Below are 24,173 nucleotides of genomic sequence, written 5' to 3'. Positions count from 1 at the left end.
CGTGTGAAGTGTGTTTACAATCGCTGTTGTTCACAGATTTCTTGCCTCCTAAAGAAAACCAGTCCAACCCGATATAACCGGGTTGGACTGGCATGGAAGCTGGTTACTTGACGGCGCCCATATTGATCAGACGAACATCAGAGATCGTAATTGTATTTGAGCTGTCGTTGCCGTTCCCGAAGTTGCCCATGTTGAACGATATTCGGGAATTGGAGTAACCTGCTTTGTTGATTACAAAGTTGAAGGAGAAGGTCTCTTCTTGATCGGTCAGTTCTACCAGGTTCCCATAGTAATCCGTAAATGCGTAGTCCGGCGCACCGCTAAGCCAACCTACCCCGATTCCAAGTTTCCGCTCCTTCCCGGCCTTCGCTGTAAAGCTCAAGCTGTATTGATACCCTTCTTGGATGGCGAAGCCCTCGTAAATGAGCTGGCGGCTCCATTCCTCACTCCCCGCCGAACCGATAGACGCTTGCAGCGCTCCGTTCTCGATTTTTAACGCAAGCTCTCCTTCGTTATCGCTATAGCTGAACCAGTTGCTCTCATTAGAGATCAAATTTACGTTCTGCGGCTGTCCGCCTTGCTCGGCTGCCGGGTTCACCTCGTAAAGTCTCACATTACTGATTGAAACGGTGTGCTCAGCGGCACTTGCTACGGGGTTACCTAGTCCGAAAGCCAACTGAGTCTGGGAGTCTGATTTCTCCGTCATTTCGAAAGTAAAAGAATAGTGCTGCTTACCCGTTGTCAACGGGGCGGGCTGCTCCAGATATTTTGTATACGGAATCCCATTCAAGCCCAGCACGGCTTGCAATGCTTTCGGCTCGGTAGCAGAAGCATCAAACTCCAGCCGGTAATGCTTGCCTTCATCCAACGAGATTCCGAATTGCTGCAGTTGGACATCCCACCAATTACTCGTTCCGTCTGCTACCTGAAGAATCAGTTCCCCATTCCCGGAGCGGGAGAAATCGTTAATGCTTACCGGTTGCCAATCGTTCTGGCTGTCATTCTTCACTTTGTTCTCCGAAATATCCACCCACAGCGTGTTATATTCGTAGCCTTCAAAATCAAGATAATAGCTCTGAGCTGCATCTAATTGAACCGGCTCGAAGTATATCGTCTTGTATCTCTGCCATCCACCGGTTTCACCCAAATCATAGGTTGCTTGGGTAACCGTTTTGCCGTCCTCATCCTTTACACTGAGCCGGATGTACGAGTCATCCACGCCGCTCGCTACTCGGGCGGACAATACATAATCTCCGTCACGGGCTGCATTGATCTTAAATTGAAGTAAATCTCCCTCGGCCATATAAGCAACATGCTGACCCCCTTCATCGGAGTTTTCCAGCTGCAGGCCATTCATTACCCATGCGTCTTTCGCCGGGATATGGGCATAACCATCCACTGTAACCGGATTTCCGCGCTTCACCAGCTGCACATTGTCCATGTAGACCGTACCGGCAGAACCGCCGAAGAGCAACTGAAGCTCCGATTCTGCAACCGCAGTGCCATCGCCAATTACGATCTCATATGCATAATTCTTCATTTCAGTCGTAAGCTGGGCTGTCTTGCCGAGCGGGAAACCCGCACCGTGTCCGCCTTGACTGACCATACCTACACTCATGCTGCCTGCCGTATCGGCCTTGGCCTCAAAGTACAGGCCATAGGTTGCGTTTGCTTCCAGCGGCAGCCCCGGCTGCGCAACAACAACGTCCTCAGGAGCACCGGTGCTCACCGTATTTACGACAAGCTGGCGTTCCATGATATTCGATTTGCGGAAGTTGCTCACGGAAATATCGGCATGAGCTCCGGAAGCTATGCGGGCATCCCAGAATGCAAGACGATCACTACCCTGATCGAAGGTGCCGTTGTAGATCAGATTGAGATCCGGCAGCGGCTTCCGTTCCACCGGCAACGGCTCTGCATCACCGATCTCTTCGACACGAACATTTGAAAAATAAACGGCTTCTGCATTTTTTCCTGCATTGAATTCGAATCTTGCATTGTTATCGCTGTTAGAGCGCATCTCGAACTCATAGGAGTAAGGCTGCCAAGCTGTCGTGAGATCAAATGTCTTCTCTCCCGAGTAAGCCTTCCAGCTGCCCCCGAATTGGGTGATCTTGGACATGATGCTCCGGTTCGCAGAGGCCTTCGCTTCGAAGCTTACTTTGTATTTCTTGTCCTTGGCGATATAGAGCGGCATCTGGGTGAGCTGCAAGGAGTAGATTTCCGTCCCCGCATGATCGATCGTCATTTTCACGGCTTTGCCCTTGGCTTGATCGTTAATGATCTCTACGCTGCCATCACCGCCTGCATTCTTCAGGAACTCCCAGGATTCCGGGATCCCTTGCTCATTCACGGCTCCTCTAAAGTTCTCGTTGTACAGGAGATTACCGTCTGCCTGCGGATCGCGCTTCGGCTCAACGGCCGGCGGATTGCCGGTGACATCCGGCCAATTGTCCAGATCTTTATAGTCGTATACGCGAACGAAGTCCACCTTCATCGTCTCGGAAGTAAAATCAGGGTCCGGCGCACCCGGCCAATCTCCCCCGACTGCTAAATTCAAAATCAGATAGAAGTCGCGGTCAAACGGAGCCGGGTAGGTGTAATATTCCGGTTGCCCCGGTGCTTTGGTCTGCCAGCGCTCCACTTCCTGAACCAGATCTCCGTCCACATAGAAGCGAAGCACGCCTGGCAGCCATTCCAACTGAAAATCATGATAGTCATCGGCAAATGTCGCCCCGTCAGGCAGGGCATAAATCCCCTGATCATGGCCGTGGGATCCGTCCGGCTGTACGCTGTCGTAATGAATCGTGCTGTATGTCTGGCTCGGATTGCCGCTGCCTTTGGTTCCCCCGAGCAGTTCCATAATGTCGATCTCTCCGGAGGCCGGCCAACCGCCGTAATGGGCTTCATCCGTCGGCATCATCCAGATCGCCGGCCACATGCCTTGCTGCTTGGGAAGCTTTGCACGGACGACGATTTTGCCGTAAGTCCAGTCTCTCTTATTTTTGGAGGTCAACTTGCCGGAGCTGTAGTCTTTGCTGCCATAACCGCCCTTTTGGGCTTCGATTTGCAGAACACCACGGTCCCCGTCCTTCACAAGACTAACATTATTCGGACTATAGTATTGCAGCTCATTGTTATATACAAGTCCGGTATTCTCTACCGTCCAATTGGAGCTATCGATTTGTGTCCCATTGAACTCATCCTGCCAAGCCAGCTGCCACTTGCTATCCGGAATCGTCGTCTCAGCTACGGGCTTCTCCCCGCTAGGCTGCGGTCCCGGCGGCGTAGTTGCCGATCCGCCTGATCCCCCGGAAGCCGATGGCGCCGTGCCCTGGCCGGATGGCTGCGTTGCATCCGCTGCTCTTGAACCCCGGAATCCAGCCTCTACCTGATCTCCATTAAGCGTAACCCCGGCTGCTTCGACAGCCATTCGTCCAACCTCGCCCTGGAGCTTAAGCTCAGTCCCCCCAGCCTGCAAGCCGACTGTCAATGTCTCGAAGGGGCTGTTTACCGATTGCTCGATGAGTGCCTTTTTCAGTATCAGCAGTTCTTTAACCTTACTGTTCTCCTGGAACACGACCCTTACCGGCGAGTCCCCATTCTTGTCGACAACAACCCGGTTCAGCTCTGAGTTGCCGATCAGAACCGAATGATTGCCGCCCCCTTTAATCACAACCGTTCCTGTTACCTTCACCCCTTCGAGTTGAACCTCCCCCTCGCCGATGCCTTCGGCTAACAGCAGGTTTCCTTCAATGACCGTATTTTTCAAGGTAATACCGGCAGCACGAAGGATCAGATTGCCATTCACCTTCGCAGCGTCATATACGCCCGGGGTCGTAACAGCATCTGTCACCATATTGGATAACAACGTTGCCGCCTCCGCCCGCGTAATCGGGGACTTGGGTTCCAGCTTTCCGTTATATCCCCTCAAGAACCCTTCACTTACCAAGTACGAAACCGATTTCGAAGCATAGCCGGAAATATCGTTGGCATCCGCAAACTGACGCAATGCCACATCGCCTTCGGCTCCAGTCGACAGTTGGAATGCCCGGTCGATCATCACTGCGGCATCCTCTCTCGTAATCGTGGCATGCGGTGATAACTGGGTTTGGCTTATTCCTTGAACAATACCCGACCCATTGGCATGCATAATTGCCTCATAAAACCAATCGGTGTTGCGGATATCCTCGAATTGAAATGAGCCCTGCCCGGTGAAGCCAAACATCCGGTAAAGTACTGAAGCAAATTCCGCGCGGCTGATGCCATCGTTCGGTCTGAAGCTTCCGCTGCCGTCCCCCTGCATCAATTCCAAGTCAACCATACGGTCCGCTGCAGACTGGGCCCAGTGCCTTGATAAATCTTTAAATATCGGAGCGGCTTGAGCAGAGCCTCCTCCCTCTCCCTGACCGTATACCACAGGACCTGCGGATAACGTCAAGCAGCATGCCATGAATAATGCCAGCCATTTTTTCACCTGTATTCCCCCTTATGATGTTAATTCCTAAACCGCCTCGCCCATCAAACCCGAAAATTGTCTTTCACAGGCCGTCCAGACCTTGTATAGTACGATTATAGCAACGCCCATTTACGATCTATATCCTAATATTCCAACAACGATATTGATATTTTAACTATCTAAGTTGAACAAATGATGCCAACTTATACAAATTGGAGGCTAAAAGGTGCTCGCTCGCATGAATGTTTTTACCAAGATGACCCTGCTGATTCTGTTTTTTCTGATTCCGGTCATTGTTCTCTATACCTATTCCAACCGGGAAAGCGTGGCCGTCATTGAGCAAGAAATCCAAAGCAGTACGACAAACAGGCTGTCAACCTTCGCTGCTTCGGTGGAGTCCAATATTTATCAACTGTCGCTATACGGGATATCGATCGGACAAGATTCCAGCATTCAGGAGTTTCAGCTGCCTGACAACAAAGCGCCTTATGAACGGGTAAGGCTCAGCGGCGCCATTCTGGAAAAGATGAACCTGTATAATGCGGCAAGCAAATGGCACTCCACGATCACTCTTTATTTTCCACGGCAGCAAGAGGTGATTTCGACGGATTATTATACTTCCATCCCTTACGACGAGGGGGAGTTGAGTGCCCCCTTCCCGCAGACATGGATCTATGCGGACAACAGCTTCATCTGGCACACGACGGAGCCGACAACGGCTATGGAAAACCCGGGCAGAGCCCGGTTGATTACCAAAATCAGTTTCCCGGCAAACCAATTGTCCTCGCTGCTTGATCAGGATAAAGAGAATAACCGGGGTGATCCGTTTCTGTTTCATGACGAATTTGGCATCATCAGCAATAGCTCGGCAAACACGGCGCTCATGGCTAATCTGGGGGAAGAGCTCCGGCAAGCTCCACTTCAAGAGCAAGAAGGATTCCGGACCAAGCTCGACAATACGGAGTACTATGTATCCTATATCAAATCCAATAGTCTGAACTGGTATTATGTGGATTACGTCCCGATGCAGCAAATTCTAAGTCCGGTTACGAGCAGCAGAAATCTGTTCTATCTGTCGATTGCCGTTCTCCTGGTCATGAGCTTCGCAGTTATATTCACCCTATACCGAAGTGTCCAGCTTCCCTTACTGCAGCTCATCAAAGGTACCAAACGGTTGTCTGACGGAGATTTCTCCGTCCGGCTGGACAACTCGAAGCATAATGAATTCAGCCAGCTATTTCTTCGGTTCAACATCATGGCCCAACGCATCCAGGAGCTCATTGAGAACGTCTACGAGGAAAAGCTGCGCCGTCGCGATGCCACCCTGAAGCAGCTTCAGTCCCAGATCAACCCGCACTTCCTGTACAACTGTCTGTTCTACATCAAAAATATGGCGCGGTTGAAAAATGAAGAGGCGGTGGTTGCCATGTCGCTCAATCTCGGAGAGTACTATCGGTACATCACCAGATCCGAGAACGATCTCGCGACGGTCCGCGAGGAGTTGAACATGGTGACCAATTATTTGAAGATCCAATCGCTTCGTTTGGATCGAATGAGTTTTACAATCGATATGCCGGATGATATTTTAGAAAGAACCGTCCCTAGACTGAGTCTTCAGCCGATTATTGAAAACGCAATCATTCATGGTCTTGAGCCGAAGGGCGAGCAGGGTCAAATCAGTATTCGGGGGAAGACGGAGGATGGACTGCATATTATCATTATGGAAGACAGCGGAGTTGGGATGACCGATGAGCAGCTGGAGCAAATCCAACAGGACCTGGCCAAGCACCTGCATGAAGATATGGGGTGTGGAACATGGAATGTTAATCAGCGGCTATCCTATCAATTCGGGGGCGAATCCGGCCTGATCTATAGCCGCTCCCCGCTCGGCGGTGTCCGAGTAGACATGATCTGGCGAGAACATTCGAACAAGTAGGTGATGACAACATGCTGCAATTATTACTGGTTGACGACGAACGCTCCGTCGTTGAAGCACTGGCCGAGACGATCCCATGGGAGACGTGCGGAATCGGTACCGTTCATGAAGCTACATCAGGCGCCATGGCACTCGACATTTTGGAGAATCATTCGATCGACATCGTGATTACGGATATCCGCATGCCCGGGATATCCGGCATCGAGCTCATTGGAGCCATCCGTAACCGCTGGCCATTAGTCAATACGATCTTGCTGTCAGGGCATGCCGACTTTGCTTATGCCCAGCAAGCCATTATTCAGGGAAGCTTTGATTATCTGCTCAAGCCCGTCAGTGACGAGGATCTGATTCGCTCCGTCAAGCGGCTAGTTGCCCGCATTCAGACCAAATGGGAGGAAGCGGCATCCTACCAGCGGGCGCTCTATACTTTTCAAGAAAATAAACCCTTACTTCGCTCCACCCTGCTCAATGAGCTGCTGACCGGAAGGACATACTCGAAGGCTGCCCTGAAGGATAAGCTGAAGCTTCTGGAACTCCCCTTTTCATCCGGGGATGAGCTAGGCATGCTGATCATCCGGATGGAAGAGCATTTATCGGAATTGGCTCATTGGGATCTTGCCTTGATGGAGTATGCCATATGCAACATCGTGAGTGAAGTGATGCAAAAGCAATTCTATATTTGGCATGCGAGGGATGCCCATGATTATATTGTCATCCTGGTCCGCCGCAGACGGCACGAATCTTCGGGACATGACGAGCATAGCAAGTCCTTGCTGGAACAATATGCGGCACAAATCCAGACCAATGTACAGTTGTACCTGAAGGGTGCAATTTCAATCCTCGTCAGCAATTGGGGGGAATTTCCGCTTCAAATCCGTGAGATCTATGAGCACTCTGTGATGTCTATGCGCAAGCGAATGGGACATGGACAAGGCCTGTTCGTGAGCGCATCGGACGAACCGGATACAGCACCGGTCCATACGATTCGTTCCTTGTACGAGCCTCCATCGTTAATCAGTCTTCTGGAAGCAGCCCGCTTTGAAGATGTGGAGAACAAGATTCGGCAAATCTTTGAAGAGTTGCTGATGTCGGCTGAGGAGCATGACGTTGCCGAATATCTTATCGAGGCCTACCACGGCTTGGCCGGCGCCTTTTCATATATTATCCATAAGAACGGCAAGCACTTATCCGCAGTACTGCCCGAGGATTCCTATCGCTACTTCAAGAACCCCAGCTTCTCAACGGTTCAGCAGCTAAGGGACTGGTCCATCCGTATCCTTCAATGGATTCAGGAAGACGCCGTACAGGATATGAAGGATACACATAGCTCGATTGTCCGTAGCGCGAGAAGCTTCATCGACCATAACTTGGCCGGAGATGTGTCGCTTCCTGCGATTGCCAATGAAGTGCATCTTCATCCGGTCTACCTGTCCAAAGTCTACAAGGCCGAAACAGGGGAAGCCCTGACGGCCTATGTATACCGGCTCCGAATGGAGAAGGCGGCTTTTTATTTGCGTACCTCCACCGCCAAGGTTTTTGAAATCGCTGAGCTTGTCGGCTATAACAATACAGCGTACTTCATTCGGGTATTCAAAAAGTACTATGACGTCACTCCCCAAGAATACCGTGATCAAGTGCCTCTTTAGAACAAATTCCGGTACGACAGACAACGAGGGTGTTCCATAGGTCATCACAGGTGACCAGGAACACCCTCTTAGCGCTATAGTCCAATCCTTTTATTGCAGTTAATGTTCTTCGCCGCGGACAGACCGGTACCATTCATTCACTTCCCGGGTAATTTGCTCGCCTCCCGCAGCCTTCCATTTCTCGACAAAGGTATCAAACGAATCGATTGGCTCCTTGCCATAGATGATCTGAGTGAACGCGTCCTTCTCCAGCTTCGCCAGTATATCGTTATTCATTTGCATTGTGGCCGTCGGAGCCCCTGTGAACATCTGTTTCATGGATAGGTCCTTCTGGTCCATCACAATCTCTGCCGCTTCAAGCATCACCCGGGAGGCACTGGCTTCCACCCTTTTCTCAAACGGCGTTTGCGCCTCTTCCCCTCTTGCCAGCTTCAGCAATGTCGCCATATTTAGGCCGGGAATGCGGGCGCCGTCAAACGTAATAGTGTATTTCTCGGAAATATAACTCTCGGCAGGCTCTTCATCCGGCAGCGGCTGATCTCCCTCTGGAGTATCATCAGCAGCTAATCCAATTTCAAAATCACCGCTTACCGTTGGATTGGCAAAGTGATTAAACAAGTAATTCTGATAAGTAAAAAATGCCTCCGGGTGCGCCATATCCTTATTAATCAAGATCACCCCATTGGCAATGGATGTGCCGTGCCTTCCCGCTTGCCCGTCATCGCCCGAAGGAATCGGATAGGCTTTAAGCCGTGCTCCTTCCACGTTCTTCTCGAGGTCCTCCAACGGCCATGAAGGCATCCAGTGCGGACCGACCACGATGCCCGCCCTGCCTGCAGTGAATTCCTCTACTGCCTTGGCTTCGTCATACCATCCCGCCATTTCCGGGATATAGCCTTTGCTCATCCAGCTGTGAAGCTTCTCCAGCGCTTGCTTGGATTCAGGCGCAACCGATCCGAATTCCAGTTCTCCGTCCTCTGTCAGATTCCATTGATTCGGCATGGCTCCGTAGGCACCGAACACCCAACCGGCATCGGACATCCAGGTATTCACCCAATTCTTGAAGCCAATCGTCAATCCATAGGTATCCTTTTCCCCGTTCCCATCCGGATCCTGATTCGTAAAAGCCTCCATGATGTTTTCAAGATCACTCAGCGTCTTCGGCGCGTCAAAGCCGAATGTCTGCATCCAGTCCTCTCGAATCCACATCACCGGATCGCTGTTATAGGCATAATCAAGAATCGGAATCCCGATCCGCTTCCCATCCTGCATGAACGGATACCAGACCGCTGGGTCCTCGTTCACGGCCTGCTTCCATACATCACCAGCGTACTCATCGAATAATTCGCCCGCATCAAGAAACTTGCCGGATTCAATCAGCTCCCGGACGAGATTGAAGTCACCACGGTAGGCTATGATATCCGGCATCTCCGCATCGGAAGCGAGGGTCAGACGAAGCTTGGTCTCGAAGGCATTATTCGTGGAAGGGGAAACCCATAAATTCTTCAACTCTAAGCCTAGCTTTTCCTTCGCCCATCTTGTATGGACATTATTATCCTGATCCTCTCCTGCCGGGAATTTCACGTCTGGCCCCCAAGGCCGCAAATAAGTTATCGTTATCGACGGAGTTGAATTCCCGGGGTCGGTACTGCCGCCGGAACAGCCGCTGATCAATAGGGAAAGCCCCAGAGCGGATGCCGCCAGCAGCCTTAACAAGAATTTGTTGTCGCTTTTGTCCAATGCTTCTCCCCCGCTTCATGATGATGAAGTTCAACTCCAAATGGATTGAGATATTCTCAGACTAACATAAAAAAGCAGCCGTGGCGGCTGCTTTTTGCAGAGTTGATTATTAATTACTCGTATATTTCATCCAATCGTACTCGGCGTACAGCGGGTTCGCACCGTTATACGATCCCAACCAACCGTCAACACCCTTCCCGTTCCAGATGTTCATCATGATTTTGCCGGGTGTGCTCGGGATATTTGCCGTAGCTGTATGCTTCAGTACACCGTCTACATACCATTTGATGTAGCCAGGCTGCCAGTCAAAAGCATAGGTATGGAAGCCTTTCGACGCATCAAAGCCAAGATCAACAATTTTCTCATGGCCTCCTACCCCGTTGGTAAAGTAATTGAACTGTACCTTTGTCGTATCCTTACCTAAAAACTCGATGTCAATTTCATCCCATTGCGTGCCATATGCCGGTCCGGTATAAGTGAAGAAGGAAGATACGATGCCCGTATTTTTGGCCGGCTTCATACTAACCTCGTACAATCCGTATCCGTACTTATAGTTGGATTGGTATTCCCCGCAGTCAAATTGATTGTAAGCTGAACTCGTTAATCCCAGTCTCAGCTTTCCATCGCTGGTGAAGCCGACATTATTGGCACGCCAGGTACAGTTAAACATACCTCCGTTGGAATAGCCGTCAGCCTTATACCACGTCTCCGGATTGAAATAGGTTAGCGGCTCCCAGAATACGAACCCAGCAAATGCTTTTAAGCAAATGAACAAAGATAATACTCCTGCTGCCGTCACGGAAAACCAGGACTTTTTCTTCATTTCATACCTCCAATGGATAATTACCGAACATGAAGCGTTCTCATTTCCGGCGCTTCCATTGTATATCGTGGAGGTCCCATTCTCTATAACAAGATTTCAAAGAAAAGTAGCATTATTTCAAGATTTGTAAATTATCTATTGCGATGAATTTCCTTTCTTCGCCTTCCGTTTGTCCTTGGTCCGGTTCTCCTCCGCCCGATACTTCGTGATCCGGGAGATCAGATCATAAGGCATCGGCTGATCAAGCGGAAATTGTACCGAGCCTTTTCCGCCCTTATATTTCGCCAATTCTGCCTCGAAGGCCTCGATACCCTGCGGAGCCGGATAGAAACCGATATGTTGCTTAAATGCGGCAAAATGCACCAGATTTCCATTCAGATCAAATGTCGGCATCTGGTAGCTGATCTTCTCCGCCGCATCAGGCGCCGCTTCCCGGATGATCCGGCGAATCTCATGCAGAATGCCCTGTACCTCGGAAGGACAGGCCTCAATATAAGCGTCTATGCTTTCATAAGCCATTTTGTCCATTACTCTTCATCTCCTTTGATATGTATTTCGGAAGGAAATTTCCGTAACTGTTTTCATTTGCTTAGCTGATGGCTCTCCTTCGGCATATCCGACCGGCAGTAAAAACAGGTGCCCACGGCCAAGCTATTTATTGCGTGGGCAAGCGCACCTCGAATTCCGTGCGGATCACATCGCTATGGACAGAAATAGAACCTTCATGCTGTTCCACAATGTTCTTGGCGATGAACAGCCCCAGGCCGGTGCTGCCTTCCTTATGCGTTCTCGCTCGGTCGCCGGTGAAGAACATTTCAAAGACATGAGAAAGCTCAGACTCAGTTATCGAATTCCCGTAGTTCGTAACTGTAATGACAATCTCCGCTCCTGCCACACGGCCGGTGATATCCACAAATTCTCCGTCACTGCCGTAACGTACGGCGTTGGACAGTATATTTTCAAATACACGAGCCAACAGTTCTCCATCCCCGAATGCCAGTAGCCTCGATTCGAACTCGAGCCGGGCCGTCAGGCCATTCTTCTCGAACAAGGGAACTAATTCTTCAGCTAACTGGGTCAGCAGCTCCGTCAGATCAAGGGTTTGCCGGTTCATATTCATCTTTCCGTAATTCATCCGCGTAATTTCGAACAGCTCATCGATCAGTCTCTCAAGACGCTGTGATTTGGTATAAGCGATCGTCAGATAATGCTTCATTTGCTCAGCGTTCAGGTCCTTGCCCTGCAAGATGAAATCCAGATACCCGATGACCGAGGTAAGCGGCGTCCGCAAATCATGAGCCAGATTCAGCACCAGCTGCTCTTTGCTGTTCTCCGCAAAATCGCCTCGCTGAAGCGCTTCTCTCAACTGCTGCCCGGCTAGATTAATGTCTCTGGCGATATCCCCGAACTCGTCATTTGACGGAATAACAACATTACTCGCAAAATCTCCCCCTGCCAGTTGGTTGATCCCGCGGGAAATCTCCCGGAAATAGCCGACATAGCGTCGGCTGAGCAGGAAAAAGTAAACGAAGGACAGAGGGAAGAAGATGATCAGAAACACGTTGATATCGCCGATCTCCCTCATGATTTGACGGACTTCGAACATTGGATCCTCACGATAAAGCGTATGGTAATAACGTTGCAGACCCAAATAGATAAGAAAGGTGGTGAATGCTGACAACAGCATGCTGAGCCCAAACAACTGGATCATTTTGAAACGGAAGCTCCGTAGCGGTTTAGCCATTGAATGTATACCCTACTCCCCAAACGGTTTTGATCAGCTTATTCTTGTGCTGGTCCTCGCCTAGCTTCTTGCGCAAGGTCCGGATGTGCACCATGACCGTATTCCCGCCTTCATAATATGCCTCGCCCCACACCTGCTGAAAAATATGCTCCGAGCTGAACACTTTCTTCGGATGGCTGGCCAGCAGCATTAATATATCGAACTCCTTCGGTGTCAGCTCAATCGGCTCGCCGTACAAGAAGGCCGTCCGCTGCTCAGGAAAAAGACGAACTCCCCCCGCTTCCAGGACGGAAATGTCTGGGGCTGAAGCCATCGAAGGATTCAAATGAATGAACCTGCGCAATTGCGCATTTACTCTTGCAACCAGCTCCATCGGATTAAAGGGCTTCGTCATGTAGTCATCCGCCCCGCGGACCAATCCGGTGATTTTATCCAGATCGGTTGTCTTGGCACTCAGGAAAATGATCGGCAGATGATACTGCTCGCGAATTTGCCGGGTCACCTCATAACCATCGATCTTCGGCATCATAATGTCCAGGATAGCCAGGTCGATGGGCTGCGTTCGAATCACATCAAGCGCCTCTTGTCCGTCGCAAGCCTTCATACAGCGATAGCCTTCTTTGGACAGATGCAGCTCAATCAGATCGGCAATTTCCTCCTCATCGTCCGCAATCAGAATCGATATCGGTTTCATAGCTTCGTCTCCTTTTCAAGGACAGCATAACCGAGACAGCCTGCGATTTCAATGACCAACCCATGTGCAGGCACTTGGATGATCTGATCTCGGGTCATCACCATTCCCGACTCCCTCGGAAAAGCAAAGCTCCTCTACGGCAGAGGGAACACTCACTGAAGCTTCGTGCTTTTTGCTGCGCGAATGGAGGCTGCTTGATGATGAATAAAACCAATAAGAACCGCCAGCCAGGCGGTAAAGGCAACCAAAGGCAACCACCACCATTCCCTTCGGAATGCTGGCCAGAAACGGCAAATGAAGCGCTTTGGACAATTGGTAGGTGCTGGTTGTATACATCGCTAGCGGGAAGGCCATCCCCCAAAACTGCGGATCATAGAGCAGGTTCACTGCTCGTGTCCTCTGCTCGCGCGAATCTGATTGCCATAGCTATGACGCTGAAGATGAAGTAGCCGACAAGCCCTCCAAATGTATTCAGCAGCAAGTCGTCCACATCAAACTGGCCGATTCTCAGCAATAGCTGGGCACTTTCCAGCAAGAGGCTCATCAGAAGACTGTAGATGAGAGCAGCCAGAGCGGAGATCCCTTTCTTTTGCAGCATGATTCCAATGAACAAGCCGAAAGGAACAAAGATGGCCACATTGCCGATCAAGTTGAAGAGACTATGGCCCGTCATCATCTCCATCGTTCTTGTTATTTCTCTAAACGGCACCAGATTCCCCGTCAGAAGTCTCTGATAGACCAGTCCAGGATGACTCAAGCTGCTATACAATTGGTTCCATAGGAACCCCGGTTCAATGATCTGCATCTTGAACAGGATAATCTTCACCAGCACGAACAAATAAATAACAAATATAAGCCGAATCCCGGCATGGATTATTCTGGACGAAATATTCATGGGATCATCTCCTTGCCTTCCCTAAGCTCGCTTGTATTGCTTACTCCGCAACCGTCACAATGATGCCGTCTATATTGTTGCCGGAAAGTGAATATTTTCCTTGTGCAGGTACATAGATGACCTGATCTTCCGAAATCGGGTAATAAAACACCCGATAATCTTGCCCACCTGCCGTTGCGCTCATACTTTTCCGCCTCTTTAGCTCATCAAGATATTGTTCGAGAACCAGACCTTCTTCCTGCATAATCGTACTGTGCGGCTGACCTACGTACCGGAAATGCCAGGGCTCGAACCGAATGCCCGTGATGTCCGTCTTGTCTTCGGGATAGCGCAATATAAAGCCGTACTCCCACGCATGCTTCTTGAGCCACAATCCTTCGGGCGCTTCGCCCATCTCGCCTTGGGATGAACCGATGTCGAGCGACAGACCGAGGTTATGCTCACTGAATCCGGCAGGCAGGGCCCGCTTGGAGCCCATTTCGCGATACAGCTCGTCCTGCTTGCTCTCATCCCGGTACCCGCTGCTGATCAAAAATTGATGAATACCCTCCTTGCCTGCGGCCTTAACCATCGCGGTAAAATGCTCAACCAGCCGTGGCGATAACAGGATGCTGTTATCCAAGACACCAAAACCATCGATCAACTCGGGATTCTTAACCAAGCTTACCGCTTCAGTTTCAGGATGGAGCCCGTCGGGCACCGGATGATCCTTGTTCACCAGCAGCAGATCTCCTTCATAAATCATGGACTGGCTTACTTCAATCGTAAATCCCAGTTCTTCCGTAAAACTCTCCGGTTCCAGTATCTGATCGTTTTGCTCCACAGGGGCGGTCAGTTCTCTATACCATCCTTCAAGCGTGCTCACTTTTAGTTTCACAAACCCAAGCCCCAGGAGCAGCAGGATCACCAAAGAAATCAACCACTTCTTCATATGCGTGCTTCCTCCATACCTTTTCTTCTTCCTTAAGGATAAGAGGAACTTTTTAAAAAGAACGGATGGTAAATCTAAAGTTTTTCTTAAGTTTATTCTTATGGAGAACCAAAAGAGAAAAGGCCAACCGGCTCCGGGTGCCCCGGTCCGATCGGCCTTTCACAAGTCATGCGCTAACTTTGCTTAAGCGGCGTGCTGCGGCAGGAAGCCCCATGCTCCTACACGAACCTGAATGCGGTCGCTTTGAGTTACGCCTGCGGCATTAATCCATTCAGCATAATATTCATAAATGCCCGGCGCCCGGTCCTGGATCTCAGTGGCAGCGCGCTGCATACCCGGAGAGGCGCTGGTCAAAGCCCGGGTGTCGATCAATACGCCGTTCTCATAGAGACGGTATTCGGTAGCATTCGTCCCCCACCACAGGTTCGCGCTAATCTGGTAGCTGCCATCTCCGTCCCAATTGTCATGCGACAATACCGGCTTGCCCGGCGAAGCCTCCGTCACCGTTACGCGGAGGGGCTCCGACTGCGATGCGCCCCAGGCGTTCACCAATTCGCCGACATACGTATATACGCCGTTGGCCTTTCCCGTTATATTGACAGAAGCCGTCTGTATCGAAGGGGAAGCCTCCGTCAATGGGACGGTCTGAATCAGGACGCCGTCTTCATACAGTTTGAATTCCGAACCGTTATTTCCCCACCACAAATTCATCGTTACCTTATAATCCCCGTCCCGAAGGCCGGTATCATAACCATTATTGTCTGACAGTACAGGTATGCCCGGAGCTGCGGCGGCATGCGGCTGCTTCACCTGGAATACGGCCCGGTCCGAGGCCACGTTGCCTGCGGCGTCTTCTACGCAGTATTCAATGGCATGCTCTCCTGCTCCCAGTTCCTTGGCGCTGATCGTCTGACCCTCTTCAATCGGCTGGCCGTTGAGGAGAAGCTTCCGGGCAATGACCCCGGAGAGCTCGTCCGTGCCGTGAAGTTCAAACTTCAGGACATCCTGCTCCCATACGTCTCCGATTCTGTGCCCCGATTGAGTCAAAGTTACGGCAGGCGCTGTCTTATCCAGCTTGATTTCTATCGTCTTCGCCTCTTCAGTCGCACCGCCGGCAGAAGAGTAATATTGAATGACATTGATTCCTTCCCTGCTGATATCCACAGGACCCGAGTATACGGACTCAGCTCCCTCATTCAACCGATAGGTTGTCAATACCGGCTCCGAACCCGTAGCCGTCAAAGTAAGGGCCACATTCCGGTTAAACCAACCTTTCGAGTTCGGCTGTTCTGATAGAATGGCAGTGGTTGCCGGGGGAACATTGGCCTGCGCAAGCGAAATATCGTTTATCCCCCGTACCTTCAATTGATATACGTCTTTAAAGATTGAAGATACACCTTGAAGATTTACAATCTGTCCTTCTTCATAGGGGAAGTCTGCGAGTGTCAGACCCGTTCTGACATCCACGCGAACATGGTTGCTGACTCCATTCGCGCTGACCGCATCAAATTCGAAGGAACCGGATGGAGATGCCGTAATGATATTAGTGATCTCCACCTGGTGAAGTGCAATCAACTGGCCTTGATTGGCAGCATCTACGCTGTCGACCGCGGCTGCCTCCGGCAGATCTGCCGTCCCGACCTTTTCGATCAAGACCGGGCTCGTCAATTCGAGCTCTGTGTTATAAAGAGCTGTTGAAGCCGTGAGCTTGATCACGTCTCCTTGATGAAATCCCGTGCTGCTCTGATACACATAGACTCCTCCGGTAGCGTCCTGCAGATAGAAGGTTTGTCCTCCATAAATGCCCGGCTCAGTCGTTACAGTACCTTGAACCGTGATCAGGCTTCCTTCCGGCTTGCTTCTTCCTTCCGCGATCGTAATCAATTCCGGAATCGAGCTGCCTGCATCCGGCAACGGCTCCGCAGGCACATTATCCAGCGTCACGGATTGGGTCAACAGATTGTTGCCGTTCTGCCGCAAACGAAGATTGGCCGCTCCGGAGGTGCCTGGCTTGATGCGCATCGTCAAATCCTTATAAGCTCGTCCCTGACTGTCAGCAGTCAAGCTGAAGGTGTCCCCGTATCCATAAGCGGTTGGCCAGGTTCCGTCCGCTTTTTGCGTCATGGCCACCTGGGTTCCTCCCGTCAAGTAGACCCCTGCACTAAAGCCGGACACCGTTGAATTGGCAGGCAGATTCTCGATGAGAACGCGAATTTGGAACTCTGATGCATTGGGTAGAACCGATTGGCGGACAAAGCTGTAAACTGGCGATGCACTCACTGTAGCACCCCCGTAGGAGCCTGGCTTGAAGGTCGAGCCGTCCCACCATTTATAGCCGGCGGCCGGTGCAGACCATGGTTCGGGCTGAGGCTCCGTTGAAGCCTCCGGCGCTTCGAAGGAATGCAGCTCTGTCGCCTCGTCCAATTGAAGGTCATCGACTTGTGCCAGACTTGTATAGCTCTCTTGGTCTGCCAGCCAATTCATCAAATTGACTAACAAAATGGCATCATCCTGCTCCTTGAAGCCGTCATAGGTCGTCTTTTTAGCTCCTGTCTCTTCACGCAAATATTTTGGCGTGGCATCTTCTACCGGTGAGGAATCACCGATAAAGGCCGCTTTGCCCAATCCAACCTTGGCTACGGCAACATAAGGTCCCTCCTCCATGCCGCCGCCGTTATATACGCCCTGATCCACCGCGCTTCCCCATGCCTCATTCGTCTGCGGGAGATACACGATGCCCTTGGCCTTGGCCGGATCGGTAATCGCTAGCGTAGAGCCGGCATGCATCGCGACTCCGTCAACTCCCTCGGTGATTCCGAAGGCTTGATCCGGCTCAACAATATGATTAGCCGTAATGTCGCCTAATGCGTTATACCGGAAACGAACCCCGAAATTGTCCGAGAGCCAATCCGAGCTGACGACGCCTTGCATCGCCTCCGAGTTTCGCTCTTCCGAGCCCATGCCCTTAGTTGGATCCTCCCAGGCCCCTCTGCGGTACCCGTTGATCGCTTCGGAGCCGTCCCAGCGGTTCTTATTGCGGTCAGCGTTATAATGATCTCCAATGAAGAATATACTTCCTCCGTTCTGTACATATTGCTCCATCGCAGCCTGTTCGCTCTGCTTGAAGGGAATGTTGGGCTCAGCAATAACAAATACAGAATAGGCGCTTAGATCGCTGTAGGTAATTGGTGTTGACTTGCGCAGCTCGGCAACATCAAATCCGTCGGCCGCCAATGCTTGTCCAAAATCGGAAAACCCGCCGTCAATAACCCAATCTGCGGCACCCGCGGTCTGGGCATGAGTATTGTCAAAAAGAATTCTCTTGCCGGCATTCTCATTTACCACTTTGGCAGCAATATAGGGTGCCGGATCGTTCGGACCCTCGGCATGCACAGGTGCAAGAATAGCGCCCAGCTCCAGTTGAATCGTAAATGCCAAGGATGCAGCAAGTCCGATCCGCAACCACTTCGTCCCGATCTTCTTTCCAAGCCCAACCAGCTTTCTGCTCATAATTTCCCTCCCATGAGATTAAGAGTATTTAACATCCTTATTTTGGCATGGGATTATTAGCTAAAAAGTAAGGTTATGTAAAAATTAAAGAAATAACAAAAATAACACTGCGTTTACCCTGCCGCAGAAGTAGTTGTTTATAATAGCTGTATTCCACTCAAGTTTCACATTTATCTGATCGGCATGGGAGGCAAGCCATTAATGGCATCTATGAATTCTATAAATCTGACGATTCTGCATACAAGCGATATTCACGGTCATCTGTATCCGACCGACTACCGCGGCCCTGGCGACAAGCCGCTCGGCCTTGCCAAGCTGTCACGTCTGATTCGGAAAGAGAGGAGCCGGAGCACGAATCTGCTCCTGATTGATAACGGGGACCTGCTTCAAGGAACACCGCTGATGTATCACTATGCCAAGCTAAACCGTCACGGCCTGCATCCGGCTGCCAGAGCGCTGAATGCGCTTGGATATGATGCGGCTGTGCCCGGGAATCACGAGTTCAATTACGGACAGGAGCTGCTTCGGCAGGCGATCAGCGATTCCGATTGTCCCTGGCTATCTGCTAACATCGTAGACAAAACCGGCGGCAAGCCTGCATTCGGCAAGCCTTATCGGATATTCGAGCTTCCGCAAGGCGTCCGGATCGCCCTGCTGGGGCTTACCACCCATTTCATTCCAAATTGGGAGGAACCGAATCACATTGAAGGATTGTCCTTTATTGATGCTCTTGATGCTGCTAAGTACTGGGTAGACAAGATTCATTACACCGAACAGCCGAATGCGGTGATTTTGAGCTATCACGGGGGCTTCGAACGTGATCCCGTGACCGGTGAAGCAACCGAACCCTTAACCGGCGAAAATCAAGGCTATGCCATATGTGAAACTGTAGCGGGTGTCGACGTCCTGCTCACCGGCCATCAACACCGCCTGTTAAACGGGGAGATTAACGGGGTAGTCATTACCCAGCCTGGCAGTGCCGGACAAGCGGTCGCAAAGGTAGAGCTAGAATTTCAGGCGATTCCAGAGGGGGGATGGCGGCTATCGGACAAATCCTCCTCGTTGCTTCTTATAGGTGAATCGGATCAGGCGGATGAGGATTTTCTGTCTCTATTTGCCGAGGATGAACGGCAAACGCAGCATTGGCTCGATCAGCCCATAGGCCGCACCGAGGGAGATCTCTCGATTCCCGATCCGTTCACAGCTCGTCAGGCAGATCATGCCTTTACAGAAATGATAAATCGGATTCAGATGGAGGTGACCGGGGCGGAGCTCTCTCTGGCTGCCATTTTTACCAATGAAGCCAGAGGCTTTGGAGCATTAATCACGATGCGTGATGTGGTGTCCAACTACATTTATCCAAATACGTTAAAAGTCGTCCGTATGCGAGGCAGCGGCATCCGAGCCATGCTGGAGCAGACTGCCCAATACTTTGAGGTGAATGAAACCCGTGACGGACTATGCATTGCGCCGTCTTATCTGGAGCCAAAGCCGCAGCATTTCAATTATGATATGTGGGAAGGCATCGACTATACCCTCGATATCTCAAGGCCTGTCGGACAACGGGTGGTCAGATTAGAGCACCACGGATCGCCTTTGGAGCCAGATCAAAGCTTCGATGTCGTCATGAACAGCTACCGGGCTGGCGGTGGCGGTAACTTCGACATGCTGAAGGACGCACCCGTCGTTCGCGAAATCCCTACCGATATGACCGAGATTCTCGCGGACTACATTTCCCGGGCGGGCGTGCTCCAGGCGACTTGCAATCATAATTGGGAGGTTGCCTACTAAGCTCGGCAGGCAGCCCTGCAAAAATTCACAATCAAAAAGGCGGCGCCAGAGACACATTCTCTGACACCGCCCTTTTTACCCTTTTACCAGCTTAGTTCGAAGCTTGTTGGACATCCACTCAATGATCAGAATCAGAATAACCAATCCGATCAGAATTGCCCCGACCTGATTCCACTTATACCCGTTCATGGCAAAGATCAGCGGTGCACCGATCCCCCCTGCGCCAACCAGGCCCAGGATGGATGCTTCGCGCATATTCATATCAAACCGGTAAATCGTTACCGATAGGAACAACGACATCAATTGCGGCAAGATACCGTAGCGTACCTTTTCAAAGGTCGTGCAGCCAATCGAGGTCATGGATTCGAGCACCTTCGTATCCAGTTCCTCAATCGCGTCCACATACAGCTTGGACAACATTCCAACCGACGTGATCCCTATCGTCATCACGCCCGAGAAAGGCCCCGGACCGGAGACGCGGATGAACATCAAGCCATACACGAGGGCCGGAATCGTCCGGATGAAGATCAGCAGCAAGCGGGTAAGCCAAGCCACCGGCTTGGGTACGATATTTGAAGCAGCAAGAAAGGCAAGCGGAACGGATAAGACCGCCCCTACAATCGTGCCCAAGAATGCAATTGCTACCGTCTCAACCAGCAAATACAGTACACTCTGTTTTGAGACGCTCAAGAGCAAGTTCAAGTCGGGGTTCAGAATTCCGGTTATAATATTCTGAGCGATGTTCAGACCGCTCTGATTAATATCCTTCAAGTTAACCGCAGCAAGCGACCAGGCAAACAGCACAATAATAATCGCCGTAAGCGTCAGCACATACCGCATATTACGAGGGTGAGCCTGAAGTTGCTTCTCAATAGTCGTCACTCACGAGCCTCCTCTCTTTCATCAAATCAGCTTTTTACGGAAATGCTCACTAGTCGTCTCGATCAGATAGACGGTGATTACCAGCGCTAAAATGATCATCCCCACATTCTGATAATCACGCCAGCCCAAATCTTCTTTAATCAACAGGCCAACCCCGCCCGCACCCACGTATCCCAAAATCGCCGCATAACGTACATTTCCCTCAAAGCAGAACAACGAATTCGACAAATAGCTTGGCAGTACCTGTGGAAACAAGGCATAGCGGAATGCCTGAATTCTTGTCATACCGATGGACTCCATCGCTTCAAATGGACCCATATCCACATTTTCAATCTGCTCATACAGCAGCTTGCCTACATAGGACAGCGTAAACAGCAAAATCGCTACAACGCCCGCGGTTGGTCCCAGACCAAAAATAAAGGTGGCAATTAAAGCTGTGACCAGGGTTGGCAAGGTGCGCAGCAGACTCAGAACAATCTTAAAGAAAGCTGTCACTAACCGGTTCGGAACGACATTGGAGGATGCCAAGATCGCTATAGGCAGTGCAAGCAGCGCGCCGATCATGGAACCGATAAGCGACATCTGCAGGGTATCTACAAGCGCTCCCCACAATTTAGGAAAGTACGCCCAATCCGGCGGAAACATCTCGCCGATCATCCCGAACAGCTTGCCTATTCGCACAAACAACACTTTCAAATCAAAATTCGTAAATTCCACGGACAGAGCAACTGCAACAATGATGAGCAATAGAATCAGCGGCGTACGGGAGCGTTTCTCCAAAACGATTTTTCCGTTCGGAAGAATAACCTTTTTAGGCGGAAATAGCTTGTCATACATAAGCAATCCCTGCCTCCGCTTGGACCGACATTTCCTCCTCAAAACGGCCGCCGTAAATTTCGCCCAGCACTGCCGTAGTGACACCGGAGACCTCCCCGTCAAAGACAACCTCACCCTGACGAATGCCAATAATGCGGTCGGCATATTCCAGTGCTACCTCGACATGGTGAATATTCATAATAACCGAGATGTTCATCTCCTGGTTGATCCGTTTGAAATCATCCATAACCATCCTGGACGTCACCGGATCAAGCGAGGCAATCGGCTCATCCGCCAGAATAATATCCGGGTTCTGGGCAAGCGTCCGCGCAAGTGCTACCCGCTGCTGCTGACCGCCTGACAACTGATCCACACGTATATAGGCCTTATCGAGAATACCTACTTTATCTAATGCCTCCAGCGCCTTGATCTTATGATCCTTCGTGAAGATTCCGGTCAGCTTGCGCCATAGCGGCAGATCAGGGACAAAGGAAACCAGTACATTCTTGATTACGGAAGTTCTTGTCACCAGATTGAAGGATTGAAAAATCATGCCTATTCTCCGGCGGAACCGGCGAACCTGGCTGCCCTTCAGCTTCCCTACATCTACGCCATCCACATGGAGCTGGCCTCCGGTAATCTCATGCATTCGATTAATGCAACGGATCAGTGTGGATTTCCCCGCCCCGGAGAGACCGATGATGGCGACGAATTCGCCCTGCTCGATGGACAGATTAATATTTTTCAGGGCTGTGGTTCCGTTTGCGTACTTCTTCTCCACCTGTTTGAATTCAATCATGGCATAAGCTCCGATCCTTTAGTCTGCGTAAAAACGTGAAAAAATGAGGGCATCACGTTGCCATGATGCACTCATTTCATTCCAAAGCTTCCTTCTAACCTTCTCGCCTTGATCCTGAATTACTGCTTTTGGCTTTTGATCAGCTCTTGAGCCTTGCGCTCGTTGTCGTAATCTGAGGATTTTGCTTCCTGGTAGCCTTCATGACTGTACACGGCGATAACTTCTTTTCCTTTGTCTGTTTGAGCAATAGCAATGAAAGCCTTTTGCAGGGCAGACTTGAATTGATCATCCATCAGCGGAGAGTTTTTGCTTACGCTGATCGTATCGTTATAGATTCCTTGCGTAACTCCGATCACATTGGTCTCATCCCAGATCGAAGCGGAACGGCTGAATTCGGTAGTCCATTTTTCTTCATAATCTCTTCTTGCATCAGCAAAGACCACAATAATATCCACTTGACCAGCCGCCAGACGGGCAAACGAGCTTCCGTAAGAGTCCGAAGTCACCACATGCTTCAAATCTGTAATGCTCTTGTCGTAGTTCTTTTGAAGCCACAATGTCGGGTAAATGTAACCCGCGGAAGAAGAAGTCGACATTACCGCCCAGTTCGCGCTGTCCAGGTCTTCCCAGGTCAAGGCTTCGCCTGCATTCACCTTTGCAGCCAGCTCTTTACCCTTATCCGTTGGGCCGGCGATGGCAATTGAACGGTAGTAAGTTGCTTGCTTGTCTGTAGGTGCCGTCGGTTTATTATCGTTCCAATCCTTCGGATTGTCAGAATCGTTGGACAGACCTGCACGGGTAGCAGTCAGAATCACATCTGCACCGTCATCGTACAGGGCATACGTTCCGCCCGGGATGAACCCGATGTCCGTCGTCCCTGCCGTCAACGCCTCGCCAACCGCCTCATAAGTCGTGCCTACATCGATCGTAACCTTTTCCACATTATAGCCTTCCGTAGCCAATTGCTCTTTCAGCAGATCCTTCAGTGGATCTGTTGCCGTAATGATTTGGTCCGGGTCCTTGGAAGGAACAAAGCTGACCTTAAGCTCCTTGATCTCTGTTGCAGAAGGCGTTGCCTCTTGCGCCGTATTCGTCTGAGGGGCAGGAGTCGTATTATCCGCCGCCGCTCCGTTATTTGCCGTGTTTCCGTTAGAGCCGCATCCCGCAAGAAGGCCTACGCCTAATGCAAATACAGCAGTTAACATCCATCTGTTTCTCACTATCAAATACCCCCACTTTTTTATAATTCGGATTCGCCGGTTGTTTTGCTTCTCGTTTGCAAACCCAAATTCATCATACAAGCCCTTTGTTATGTAATGATTATCTGCCTGTAAAAATTTTGAAGCGTTCATTTACATAGCGTTGACCTTGCGAAAACAAATCTCAATCTATATCAGTTGAACTAAAAAATGAACGCTAGGAGCAACGTGTGAAGTGTGCTTACGATCGCTGTTGTTCGCGGATTTCTCTGACTGAACTAAACCATCATAGGGTAGAGATCCGCTCA

Annotated in this window: 17 protein-coding genes; 3 read left to right on the top strand and 14 right to left on the bottom strand. The window is 50.6% G+C overall.

Annotation, left to right across the window (positions count from 1 at the left end; all coding sequences use genetic code 11):
- Nucleotides 1-103: 103 nt before the first annotated feature.
- Nucleotides 104-4,477, bottom strand: a complete 4,374-nt coding sequence (locus tag KQJ23_RS04705) for a carbohydrate binding domain-containing protein (RefSeq protein ID WP_216477529.1) — start codon at nt 4,475-4,477, stop codon at nt 104-106.
- A gap of 220 nt (nt 4,478-4,697) precedes the next feature.
- Between KQJ23_RS04705 and KQJ23_RS04700 the strand changes: the two genes are divergently transcribed.
- Nucleotides 4,698-6,395: a sensor histidine kinase gene (locus tag KQJ23_RS04700; RefSeq protein ID WP_249529502.1), complete on the top strand. Its 1,698-nt coding sequence runs from the start codon at nt 4,698-4,700 to the stop codon at nt 6,393-6,395.
- Between the two features lie 11 nt (nt 6,396-6,406).
- Nucleotides 6,407-8,041, top strand: coding sequence for a response regulator (locus KQJ23_RS04695; RefSeq protein ID WP_216477527.1), 1,635 nt, complete (start codon nt 6,407-6,409; stop codon nt 8,039-8,041).
- 99 nt (nt 8,042-8,140) lie between these two features.
- Here KQJ23_RS04695 and KQJ23_RS04690 read toward each other — a convergent pair whose 3' ends face one another.
- The 9 genes from KQJ23_RS04690 to KQJ23_RS04650 form a co-directional block, all read right to left on the bottom strand.
- Entirely contained in the window at nt 8,141-9,781 is a 1,641-nt protein-coding gene (locus KQJ23_RS04690; protein WP_216477526.1) for an extracellular solute-binding protein, read from the bottom strand.
- Between the two features lie 109 nt (nt 9,782-9,890).
- A complete protein-coding gene (gene bglS, locus KQJ23_RS04685) occupies nt 9,891-10,604 on the bottom strand; it encodes a beta-glucanase (RefSeq protein ID WP_216477525.1) in 714 nt (237 codons plus the stop codon).
- A gap of 135 nt (nt 10,605-10,739) precedes the next feature.
- The gene (locus tag KQJ23_RS04680) at nt 10,740-11,123 is read right to left on the bottom strand and encodes an iron chaperone (protein WP_430522280.1); all 384 of its coding nucleotides are present in this window, start codon (nt 11,121-11,123) and stop codon (nt 10,740-10,742) included.
- A 136-nt stretch (nt 11,124-11,259) separates the two neighbouring features.
- Nucleotides 11,260-12,348 (bottom strand): HAMP domain-containing sensor histidine kinase, encoded by a 1,089-nt coding sequence (locus KQJ23_RS04675; RefSeq protein WP_216477523.1) that lies wholly within the window; start codon nt 12,346-12,348, stop codon nt 11,260-11,262.
- Nucleotides 12,341-13,042 carry a response regulator transcription factor gene (locus KQJ23_RS04670; protein ID WP_216477522.1) on the bottom strand — a complete coding sequence of 234 codons (702 nt, stop codon included), beginning with the start codon at nt 13,040-13,042 and terminating at the stop codon, nt 12,341-12,343. Before KQJ23_RS04670 ends, KQJ23_RS04675 begins: the two co-directional genes overlap by 8 nt.
- Nucleotides 13,043-13,090: 48 nt before the next feature.
- A complete protein-coding gene (locus tag KQJ23_RS04665; RefSeq protein ID WP_346779342.1) occupies nt 13,091-13,429 on the bottom strand; it encodes an SLAC1 family transporter in 339 nt (112 codons plus the stop codon).
- The gene (locus KQJ23_RS04660) at nt 13,413-13,937 is read right to left on the bottom strand and encodes a VanZ family protein (RefSeq protein WP_216477521.1); all 525 of its coding nucleotides are present in this window, start codon (nt 13,935-13,937) and stop codon (nt 13,413-13,415) included. The genes KQJ23_RS04665 and KQJ23_RS04660 overlap by 17 nt, the downstream gene beginning before the upstream one ends.
- A 40-nt stretch (nt 13,938-13,977) precedes the next feature.
- On the bottom strand, nt 13,978-14,868 hold the full coding sequence (locus KQJ23_RS04655) for a M15 family metallopeptidase (protein ID WP_216477520.1): 891 nt from the start codon (nt 14,866-14,868) through the stop codon (nt 13,978-13,980).
- A 183-nt stretch (nt 14,869-15,051) separates the two neighbouring features.
- Entirely contained in the window at nt 15,052-18,378 is a 3,327-nt protein-coding gene (locus KQJ23_RS04650) for an endonuclease (RefSeq protein ID WP_216477519.1), read from the bottom strand.
- 201 nt (nt 18,379-18,579) lie between these two features.
- Here KQJ23_RS04650 and KQJ23_RS04645 point away from each other — a divergent pair, with 201 nt between their 5' ends.
- Nucleotides 18,580-20,169: a bifunctional metallophosphatase/5'-nucleotidase gene (locus tag KQJ23_RS04645; RefSeq protein ID WP_216477518.1), complete on the top strand. Its 1,590-nt coding sequence runs from the start codon at nt 18,580-18,582 to the stop codon at nt 20,167-20,169.
- A gap of 75 nt (nt 20,170-20,244) precedes the next feature.
- On the opposite strand, the gene phnE (KQJ23_RS04640) is transcribed toward KQJ23_RS04645, so the two are convergent.
- The 4 genes from phnE (KQJ23_RS04640) to KQJ23_RS04625 all read right to left on the bottom strand — a co-directional run bounded on the left by phnE (KQJ23_RS04640) (nt 20,245) and on the right by KQJ23_RS04625 (nt 23,886).
- On the bottom strand, nt 20,245-21,051 hold the full coding sequence (gene phnE / locus KQJ23_RS04640) for a phosphonate ABC transporter, permease protein PhnE (protein WP_216477517.1): 807 nt from the start codon (nt 21,049-21,051) through the stop codon (nt 20,245-20,247).
- Nucleotides 21,052-21,072: 21 nt separating this feature from the next.
- Nucleotides 21,073-21,888, bottom strand: a complete 816-nt coding sequence (gene phnE, locus KQJ23_RS04635; RefSeq protein ID WP_216477516.1) for a phosphonate ABC transporter, permease protein PhnE — start codon at nt 21,886-21,888, stop codon at nt 21,073-21,075.
- Nucleotides 21,881-22,666, bottom strand: a complete 786-nt coding sequence (phnC, locus tag KQJ23_RS04630; protein WP_216477515.1) for a phosphonate ABC transporter ATP-binding protein — start codon at nt 22,664-22,666, stop codon at nt 21,881-21,883. Before phnC ends, phnE (KQJ23_RS04635) begins: the two co-directional genes overlap by 8 nt.
- Nucleotides 22,667-22,785: 119 nt before the next feature.
- Nucleotides 22,786-23,886: a phosphate/phosphite/phosphonate ABC transporter substrate-binding protein gene (locus tag KQJ23_RS04625; protein WP_430522276.1), complete on the bottom strand. Its 1,101-nt coding sequence runs from the start codon at nt 23,884-23,886 to the stop codon at nt 22,786-22,788.
- Nucleotides 23,887-24,173: the final 287 nt, after the last annotated feature.

This window comes from Paenibacillus brevis, from assembly GCF_018919145.1.
In the GTDB taxonomy this organism is placed as follows: Bacteria; Bacillota; Bacilli; order Paenibacillales; family Paenibacillaceae; genus Fontibacillus; species Fontibacillus brevis.
The sequence above is the reverse complement of the archived record's forward strand: the minus strand, read 5'-3'. Positions and strand labels throughout refer to the sequence as shown.

Excerpts from the sequence above, each read along its gene's own strand:
- KQJ23_RS04680 (WP_430522280.1), bottom strand. The coding sequence starts at position 11,123 with ATGGCTTATGAAAGCATAGACGCTTATATTGAGGCCTGTCCTTCCGAG.
- KQJ23_RS04655 (WP_216477520.1), bottom strand. The coding sequence starts at position 14,868 with ATGAAGAAGTGGTTGATTTCTTTGGTGATCCTGCTGCTCCTGGGGCTT.
- KQJ23_RS04660 (WP_216477521.1), bottom strand. The coding sequence starts at position 13,937 with ATGAATATTTCGTCCAGAATAATCCATGCCGGGATTCGGCTTATATTT.
- KQJ23_RS04650 (WP_216477519.1), bottom strand. The coding sequence starts at position 18,378 with ATGAGCAGAAAGCTGGTTGGGCTTGGAAAGAAGATCGGGACGAAGTGG.
- phnE (WP_216477516.1), bottom strand. The coding sequence starts at position 21,888 with ATGTATGACAAGCTATTTCCGCCTAAAAAGGTTATTCTTCCGAACGGA.
- KQJ23_RS04700 (WP_249529502.1), top strand. The coding sequence starts at position 4,698 with ATGAATGTTTTTACCAAGATGACCCTGCTGATTCTGTTTTTTCTGATT.
- bglS (WP_216477525.1), bottom strand. The coding sequence starts at position 10,604 with ATGAAGAAAAAGTCCTGGTTTTCCGTGACGGCAGCAGGAGTATTATCT.
- KQJ23_RS04695 (WP_216477527.1), top strand. The coding sequence starts at position 6,407 with ATGCTGCAATTATTACTGGTTGACGACGAACGCTCCGTCGTTGAAGCA.
- KQJ23_RS04675 (WP_216477523.1), bottom strand. The coding sequence starts at position 12,348 with ATGGCTAAACCGCTACGGAGCTTCCGTTTCAAAATGATCCAGTTGTTT.
- KQJ23_RS04670 (WP_216477522.1), bottom strand. The coding sequence starts at position 13,042 with ATGAAACCGATATCGATTCTGATTGCGGACGATGAGGAGGAAATTGCC.
- KQJ23_RS04645 (WP_216477518.1), top strand. The coding sequence starts at position 18,580 with ATGGCATCTATGAATTCTATAAATCTGACGATTCTGCATACAAGCGAT.
- phnC (WP_216477515.1), bottom strand. The coding sequence starts at position 22,666 with ATGATTGAATTCAAACAGGTGGAGAAGAAGTACGCAAACGGAACCACA.